The sequence below is a fragment of the Halorubrum sp. SD612 genome (genome assembly GCF_002135005.1).
Map to the genome: position 1 here is coordinate 1 of NZ_NEWI01000131.1, position 7265 is coordinate 7265.

The 7265-nt window shown below is 71.4% G+C and carries 8 protein-coding genes; 5 read left to right on the top strand and 3 right to left on the bottom strand.

The genetic code is table 11. The features are described 5' to 3' along the window. The first annotated feature begins 109 nt into the window (after nucleotides 1–109). Together B9G38_RS13005 and moaC are read left to right on the top strand one after the other, a co-directional pair. Nucleotides 110–1579: an NAD(P)H-hydrate dehydratase gene (locus tag B9G38_RS13005; RefSeq protein WP_086220633.1), complete on the top strand. Its 1470-nt coding sequence runs from the start codon at nucleotides 110–112 to the stop codon at nucleotides 1577–1579. Beyond that, on the top strand, nucleotides 1572–2108 hold the full coding sequence (gene moaC / locus B9G38_RS13010; RefSeq protein WP_086216827.1) for a cyclic pyranopterin monophosphate synthase MoaC: 537 nt from the start codon (nucleotides 1572–1574) through the stop codon (nucleotides 2106–2108). The genes B9G38_RS13005 and moaC overlap by 8 nt, the downstream gene beginning before the upstream one ends. Before the next feature lie 30 nt (nucleotides 2109–2138). On the opposite strand, the gene B9G38_RS13015 is transcribed toward moaC, so the two are convergent. Then, nucleotides 2139–3323, bottom strand: a complete 1185-nt coding sequence (locus B9G38_RS13015; RefSeq protein ID WP_086220634.1) for a glycine cleavage system aminomethyltransferase GcvT — start codon at nucleotides 3321–3323, stop codon at nucleotides 2139–2141. A gap of 132 nt (nucleotides 3324–3455) precedes the next feature. On the opposite strand from B9G38_RS13015, the gene B9G38_RS13020 reads away from it, so the two are divergent. Continuing rightward, nucleotides 3456–4118 (top strand): S26 family signal peptidase, encoded by a 663-nt coding sequence (locus tag B9G38_RS13020; protein ID WP_086216829.1) that lies wholly within the window; start codon nucleotides 3456–3458, stop codon nucleotides 4116–4118. A gap of 189 nt (nucleotides 4119–4307) precedes the next feature. On the opposite strand, the gene B9G38_RS13025 is transcribed toward B9G38_RS13020, so the two are convergent. Continuing rightward, complete coding sequence (locus B9G38_RS13025) at nucleotides 4308–4880, bottom strand: NYN domain-containing protein (RefSeq protein ID WP_049929543.1); 573 nt, start codon at nucleotides 4878–4880, stop codon at nucleotides 4308–4310. A gap of 220 nt (nucleotides 4881–5100) precedes the next feature. Here B9G38_RS13025 and B9G38_RS13030 point away from each other — a divergent pair, with 220 nt between their 5' ends. Together B9G38_RS13030 and B9G38_RS13035 are read left to right on the top strand one after the other, a co-directional pair. After that, nucleotides 5101–5352, top strand: a complete 252-nt coding sequence (locus tag B9G38_RS13030; protein WP_049929544.1) for a hypothetical protein — start codon at nucleotides 5101–5103, stop codon at nucleotides 5350–5352. Between the two features lie 110 nt (nucleotides 5353–5462). Further along, entirely contained in the window at nucleotides 5463–6641 is a 1179-nt protein-coding gene (locus tag B9G38_RS13035; RefSeq protein ID WP_086220635.1) for an inorganic phosphate transporter, read from the top strand. A 19-nt stretch (nucleotides 6642–6660) separates the two neighbouring features. On the opposite strand, the gene B9G38_RS13040 is transcribed toward B9G38_RS13035, so the two are convergent. Beyond that, a partial coding sequence (locus B9G38_RS13040) for a dihydroxy-acid dehydratase (protein ID WP_198945695.1) occupies nucleotides 6661–7265 on the bottom strand: 605 nt, incomplete at its 5' end.

Here is a 7265-nt window from a genome sequence, read left to right on the forward strand (position 1 = left end):
CTCCACCTGACCGCTTCAACATTTTCATTTCCGAAGCGCGGCGGGCGCAGCGCTGTCGAGGTGGCTCTGACCCCGACCGCTTAATCCCCGGGCGCTCGAACCGCCGAGCATGATCACGACCGACCGCATGGCGGCCGTCGACGCCAACGCGGCCGCGCTCGGCGTCCCGCGCAAACAGCTGATGGAGTCGTCCGGCAACGCCGTCGCCCGCGAAGTGCGGGCCGTCACGGACCCGGGTGCCGCCGTCGCGCTCGTCTGCGGCCGCGGGAACAACGGCGGCGACGCCCTCGTCGCGGCGCGGTTCCTGAAGCGGTACGACGTGACGGTCCACCTGCTCGGACGCCCCGCGACGATCCGGACCGACATCGCGCGGGAGAACTGGGCGGCTCTTGAAGCGACGGAGATCACGACCGAGACGGTCACCGACTCCCGCGACTTCTCCCTCGCCGCTCCCGACGGCGACGGCCCGGACGTCGTCGTCGACGCGATGCTCGGCTCCGGGGTCTCCGGCGGCCTCCGCGAGCCGGAACGAACCGCCGCCGCGGCGATCAACGCGACCGACGCGACGGTGATCGCGGTCGACGTGCCCTCCGGGATCGACGCCGACACCGGCGAACCGACCGGCGAGGCGGCGACCGACGGTCCGGCCGACCCAGTCGCCGTCGACGCCGACCGCGTGGTGACGTTCCACGACGAGAAGCCCGGACTCGACGCCGCCGCCGTCACGGTCGCGGACATCGGGATCCCGGCCGCCGCGGAGCGGTTCACCGGCCCCGGCGATCTCCTCGGGCTCGACCGCGATCCGGACTCGCACAAGGGGGACAACGGCGAGGTGCTGGTAGTCGGGGGCGGACCGTACACCGGGGCGCCGACGCTGTCCGCGCTGGCCGCGCTCCGCGCGGGCGCCGACCTCGTCCGCGTGGCGTGCCACAAGTCGGTCGCCCGCGCGGTCCAGGGGTTCTCGCCGAACCTCATCGTCCGCGCGCTGCCCGGCGACCGCGTCGAGCCCGCCCACGTCGACCGGGTCGCGTCGCTCGCGGCCGAAAGCGATGTCACTGTCCTCGGCCCGGGCCTCGGCGACGGCGACGGGGCTCGAGAGTTCGTCCGCGAGTTCCTGACGGGCTACGACGGACGCGGCGTCGTCGACGCCGACGCGCTCCGGGTCGTCCCCGAGGTCGACACCGACGCCGACCTGATCTGTACGCCGCACCAGGGCGAACTCGTCGACATGGGCGGAGAGAGGGCGTCAGACCCGGACGAGCGCGCGGAACTGGTCGACGAGTTCGCGGGCGGGCTGGGCCACACGCTGCTCGTGAAGGGCGCTGTCGACGTGGTCGCCGACGGCGACGAGACACGGCTCAACCGCACCGGGAACCCCGGCATGACGGTCGGCGGGACGGGCGACGTGCTCGCGGGGACGGTCGGCGCGCTGGCGGCCGTGACGGAGCCGTTCCGGGCGGCCGCGGTCGGCGCGTACGCCGTCGGCCGGGCCGGCGACGCGGCCGCGGAGGCGAACGGCGCGGGGTTGGTGGCGACGGACTTACCCGATCGGCTGGCGGAGGCGATGCGTGATGAGTGAGGAGGACGCGGTCCGGTCCGGCGACGGGAGCAACGGAGGCGACGGCAGCCCGGACGACCTGACACACACCGACGACGCCGGCGACGTCCAGATGGTCGACGTGGGCGCGAAGCCCGACAGCAGCCGGCGAGCGGTCGCCCGCGGGGAGATCCGGCTGACGCCGGGGACGATCGCGGCGGTCGAGGCCGACGCGGTCGAGAAGGGCGACGTGCTCGCGACCGCCCGGATCGGCGCCGTTCAGGCGGTGAAACACACCTGGGAGACGATCCCGATGTGCCACCAGATCCCGATCACGAACGTCGACGCCGAGTTCGCGGTCGGCGACGACCGGATCGAGCTGACGGTCGCGGTCGAGACCACCGGCAAGACGGGCTGTGAGATGGAGGCGCTGGAGGGCGTCACGACCGGGCTCAACACCGTCTGGGACATGGTGAAGGCCGCGGAGAAGGACGGCGACGGCCAGTACCCCGACACGCGGATCGCGGACGTGAAAGTGGTCGACAAACGGAAGGAGACGGTCGACGCGTAGCCGCGGCCCGGGAGGCCGCCGCGGATCACCTCAGCGGTCGAGGAACGGCGGGACCACGACTTCGGCGCGCTTCTCGTCGCCGCGCACGACGACGCTCACCTCGGTGCCGGCGTCGGCGTACGACTCGTGGAGGTACCCCAGCCCGATCGGCTCGTCGAGCGTCGGGCTCATCGTCCCGGAGGTGAGCTTCCCGACTCTGGTGAGGTCGCCGTCGGTGACCGCGTACCCGCCGCGGGGCACGCCGCGCTCCGAGAGCCTGACGCCGACGAACTTCTCGTCGACGCCCTGCTCCTTCTGGACCTCCAGCGCGTCGCGGCCGACGAACTCCGTGTCGAGCTTCACGACGAAGCCGATCCGCGCCTCGTACGGGGTCCGGGGCTCACCCTCGGGATCGAAGTCCTGTCCGGACAGCAGGAACCCCATCTCGGTGCGGAGCGTGTCGCGCGCGCCGAGGCCGCACGGCTGCGCCTCGCGGGGCGCGTCGACGAACGCCTCCCAGACGGCGCCGGCGTCGGCGGCCGGGCACATCACCTCGAAGCCGTCCTCGCCGGTGTAACCGGTGCGTGCGACCCAGCTCTCGACCCCCGCCACCGCCGCCACCGCCGCCTCGAACTTCGAGAGGTCGACGACGCGGTCGCGGGGCGTGGCCTGGTCGAGGGCGTCGGCCGCGTCGGGGCCCTGGACCGCGAGCATCGCCCAGTCCCCCGTGGCGTTCGCGACGGTCGCGTCGAGCCCCCACTCGTCGCGGTGCGCGGTCCAGCGGTCGGCCATCTGTCCGTCGTGGCCCGCGTTCGGTACGAAGAGGTACGCCGGGTCGCCGCTCGGCGCGTCGAGGTCGCCGCCGTGGTCGCTCTCCAACGCCGCGAGCGACGCCGCCCCTTCCCCGGCCGGAGTCCCGTCGGGGAGCCGGTAGACGACCGTGTCGTCGAGCATCACGCCCTCCCCGTTCGTGATCGCGGCGTACTGGGAGTCCCCGGGGTCGAGCGCGCGCACGTCGTTGGTCGTGAGTCGGTTCATCAGTTCGGTCGCGTCCGGGCCGGCCACCTCGATCTCGCCCATGTGGGAGACATCGAAGACGCCGACCGACTCACGGACCGCCGCGTGTTCGGTCCGGATCGAGTCGAACTCGACGGGCATCTGCCAGCCGCCGAAGTCGGTGAACTTCGCACCGCGCGCGTCGTGGGCGTCGTGGAGCGGAGGGAGACGGTCGGTCATACGCGCACCCTCTCCCGGGCGAGCCTAAGGTGTTGTGACAGCGGCGGTCCGCGCGTCCGCGGCGGGCCCGGCCGCATGGCCCCGACCACCTCGAGCGACAGCCTCAAGCGGTCGCCGTGCCGTCTCCCGACCGTGAGCAGTTCCCGTCCCGACACCGCCGCCGCGGTGGCGCCCGCGGTCGCCGTCCTCCTCGTCGCGGTCCTGCTCGGCGCCGTCATGGGCACGTGGCCGCCGTTCGTCGCGGTCGAGAGCGGCAGCATGACTCCCGGCGTCGAGCGCGGCGACCTCGTCGTCGTCACGGCCGCCGACCGAACGCCGTGGGGCGACCTCTCGAGCGCCGCCGACGCGGACGCGCCGACGCGGCTCGGCGGACCGGGAGACGTGGTCGTTTACGCCGTTCCGGGCGCCGGGGGTCGCCCGGTGTTCCACCGCTTGGCGTTCCCCGTGGAGGCGGGCGAGGACTGGACGGAGCGGGCCGACCCGGACCTCCTCTCAGGCGACTGCGGGGAGCTCTCAACCTGTCCGGCGCCGTACGACGGGTACGTCACGCGCGGGGACGCGAACGGGCTGTACGACCAGAGCGCGGGCATCGCCCCGGTCGTCCCCGAGGAGTGGATCGCCGGCAAGGCGCTGTTCGCGGTGCCGAACCTCGGCTGGACACGGGTGGCGATCGACGCGGCGGCCGCGCGGTACGGCGGGGTCGCGACCGGAGTGGTCCTCGTCGGTCTCACGGGACTGGCCGGCGGACTCGGCGCGCTGCTCTTGGGACGGCTCGGTCGGGGACGGCGGCGGTGAGTTGTCTCGGCGGGAGCGATTCTCTCATGAAAGCTCGCGACCGCCGGTAGCCGTCTTTTATACAATTCGGTGCGGCCGGCGCGAGGAGCGCGTGGGAGGTAGCGGTGAGGGAGGGGCGACCGCGGGGAGCCCCGAGCGAACCGCGAGGTCGGCGTTCAGCTATACGCGGCCGCCGGCGTCGCCCGACCGCTATCGCGTCGAGGGCGATCCGGCGTCCGTCTCGTCGTCGTCGCTCCCGGCGGCGTCGCTCTCGTCGCCGTCGAGCGTCACGGAGCCGTTGGCGGCGTTGCGGAGCGCGTCCGAGCGCCCGAACTCCCCGGGCGCGATGGCGAGCGTCCGGATCCCGTAGCCGTTGGCGGTCTCGACGACCGGCTTGAAGTCCGTGTCGCGCGAGGCGATCGCGAGGGTGTCCATTCGGTTCTCGGCCGCGAACCGCGCGGCGTCGACCGCGAGCTTCACGTCCACGTCGCCGCTCGTGATCACGACCTCGAAACCGCGGGCCTCCGCGGCCTGAATCAGCCCCGGCGTCGCGTGCTCGTCGAGGTAGAGCCGGGTCGTCACCAGCGGGCCCTCGGCCTCGGCGGCCAGCCGCACGTCGTCGAGGTCCACGTCGAACTCCTCGCGCAACACGTTCGGGCCGTCGACGAACAGCGCCACGCCGTCGGTGTTCGCGTCCGTCGCGCGCTCGCCGGTCGTGCCATCGCTGCGGCCCGCCTCGCCGTCAGCGGTCGTCTCGCCCTCGGGCCCGTCGCCTCGGTCCATGAGCGGGCTTCGCCGCGGCCGGAAATAGGTATGCTGATTCGCGAGCGCTCTCGACGAGCGCCTCCCGCCCGGTCTCGGTGTGTCGTCTGCCCAGTTATCCCCGGCAATTCGTCCGACCGACTTGGCGCTTCAACACCTTATATCCGTATTACGACCTGCCTCACGTCCGTAGTGAATATACGGAGACTTGAAATAGGATGTCCAAGAATAACGAGATAAGATGTCTCAATCAAACGCGTACACCGTCATTTCCGCACAGAACGATCACGATTGTACCACTGTACGTGCCCATCCACGCAACGAGACGTTCCACGTCGTCGACTACGCCGACGAGGACGCCCGCGAGCGCGTCGCCGACCTGCCGGTAGGGTCGGTCGTGAAGATGGAACTCTCCCGCGCGGGGCGTCGGAGCAACGTCTGGCGCGCCGAGTCGGTCAAGACCGCGCAGACCGACGGCGGCGAGTCCCGCTGACGCCGGACCGGCGGCCGCACCGGAACCGCGGCCGCAACGCCGTCTGTTTCGAGCCCGAATCGTGACCGATTACGACACTTATATGCCTCGTATGGCGGTACCACGATTCGATGGTGGAAACGCTCCTGGCGGTCGGGGTCGTCGCGTCGGCGTTCGTCGGCTTCAACATCGGCGGCTCCTCGACCGGCATCGCGTGGGGACCTCCCGTCGGGGCCGGCATCCTGAAGAAGACGACCGCCGCGGGACTCATGACGGCGTTCGTCTTCCTCGGCGGCTGGACCGTGGGGCGAAACGTGATGGACACGCTGAGCGGCGGGATCATCACGACGGAGCTCTCGCTCTCGGCGGGTGTCGCCGTGTTGTTCTTCATCGGACTCGGGATCCTCATCGCGAACATCTTCGGGGTCCCCGTGCCGACCTCGATGACGACCGTCGGAGCGATCGCCGGCCTCGGACTGGCGACCGACACGCTCGACTACGCGACGGTCTCGCGGATCATCTCGTGGTGGATCGTGACCCCGATCATCGGGTTCTGGGTCGGCGTCGTGATCGGTCGGTACGTCTACCCGGCGGTGAACCGGCGGGTCCACATCGAGAAGTCCCCCGGCCCGCTGCTGCGACTCGACCGGGAGGGCGGGGTACCGAAGCCGGAACTCGGCCCGAACACGACGGTGACGGAGCTCATCAGCACGGTCGTCGTCCTCCTCATCGGCTGTTACATGTCGTTCAGCCCCGGCGCGAGCAACGTACCGAACGCCGCCGCGCCGCTGGTCAGCGGCGTCGGAGGGCTTCCGGAAAACACCGCTATCGGGATCGCCACGCTCGCGATCGGACTCGGCGGCTTCACGATCGCCCGCCGCACGATGGAGTCGGTCGGCGGCGAACTGAGCGACATCCCCCTGCTCGCGGCCCTCTTCGTGATGACGACGGCCTCGACGATCACGACGGTCCTCTCGTACCTCGGGATCCCGATCAGCCTCGTCATGGGCACGGTGATGACGATCGTCGGCATCGGGTGGGGACGCGCGACGCGGCCGGTCACCGTTCAGGAGGCGGTCACCCGGAACACCGGGGACAACGAGATCGTCCCCGGCGCGATAACCGTCTCGGAGGACGAAGAGGAGCGGTCGGCGCCGATCGGCGAGGCGGAACCGGAGGCGGTGTTGGAGGCCGGCGACCTGTTCAACCCCCGAGCGGTGCTGAAGTACATCTCGATGTGGATCATCGGCCCGTCCGTGTCGACCCTGCTGGCCTACGGGTTCTTCGTCCTCGTTCCGGGTGTCGCCTGACGGCGCGCGAACCGCCCGTTTAGTCCCGCGTGAGCCGCGGGTTCGTCACCGCGCCCTCCGCGGCCGAGGCGAAGTCGCGGCCGTACTTCGCGAGGATGCCGCCCTCGTAGGGCGGTTCGGGCGCGTCCCACGCCTCGCGGCGCTCGTCGAGCTCCTCGTCGGAGAGGTCCACGGTCAGGTCGCGCTCGGGGATGTCGACCGTGACGTGGTCGCCGTCCTCGATGAGCCCGATCGGACCGCCGACGGCGGCCTCGGGCGCGACGTGGCCGATCATCGGACCGCGGGTGCCGCCCGAGAAGCGGCCGTCGGTGAGCAGCGCCACGTCGTCCTCGTGGCCCGCGCCGACGACGGCGGCGGTGACGCCGAGCATCTCGCGCATGCCGGGGCCGCCGCGGGGCCCCTCGTTGCGGATGACGATCACGTCGCCGGACTCGATCGCCCCCGACTGGACGTACTCCATCGCGTCCTCCTCGTTCTCGAACACGCGGGCGGGGCCCTCGTGGTAGAACTCGTCGTCGCCGGTCACCTTCAGCACCGAGCCGTCCGGCGCGAGGTTGCCGTCGAGGATCTTGATGGCGCCCTCCTCCTCCTTCGGGTCCTCGACGGGGTAGAGGAAGTCGGCCT

What these genes read in the sequence shown, in the direction of transcription:
- B9G38_RS13005 (WP_086220633.1), top strand. Translation starts at nt 110, where the DNA reads ATGATCACGACCGACCGCATGGCGGCCGTCGACGCCAACGCGGCCGCG.
- moaC (WP_086216827.1), top strand. Translation starts at nt 1,572, where the DNA reads ATGAGTGAGGAGGACGCGGTCCGGTCCGGCGACGGGAGCAACGGAGGC.
- B9G38_RS13015 (WP_086220634.1), bottom strand. Translation starts at nt 3,323, where the DNA reads ATGACCGACCGTCTCCCTCCGCTCCACGACGCCCACGACGCGCGCGGT.
- B9G38_RS13025 (WP_049929543.1), bottom strand. Translation starts at nt 4,880, where the DNA reads ATGGACCGAGGCGACGGGCCCGAGGGCGAGACGACCGCTGACGGCGAG.
- B9G38_RS13030 (WP_049929544.1), top strand. Translation starts at nt 5,101, where the DNA reads ATGTCTCAATCAAACGCGTACACCGTCATTTCCGCACAGAACGATCAC.
- B9G38_RS13035 (WP_086220635.1), top strand. Translation starts at nt 5,463, where the DNA reads ATGGTGGAAACGCTCCTGGCGGTCGGGGTCGTCGCGTCGGCGTTCGTC.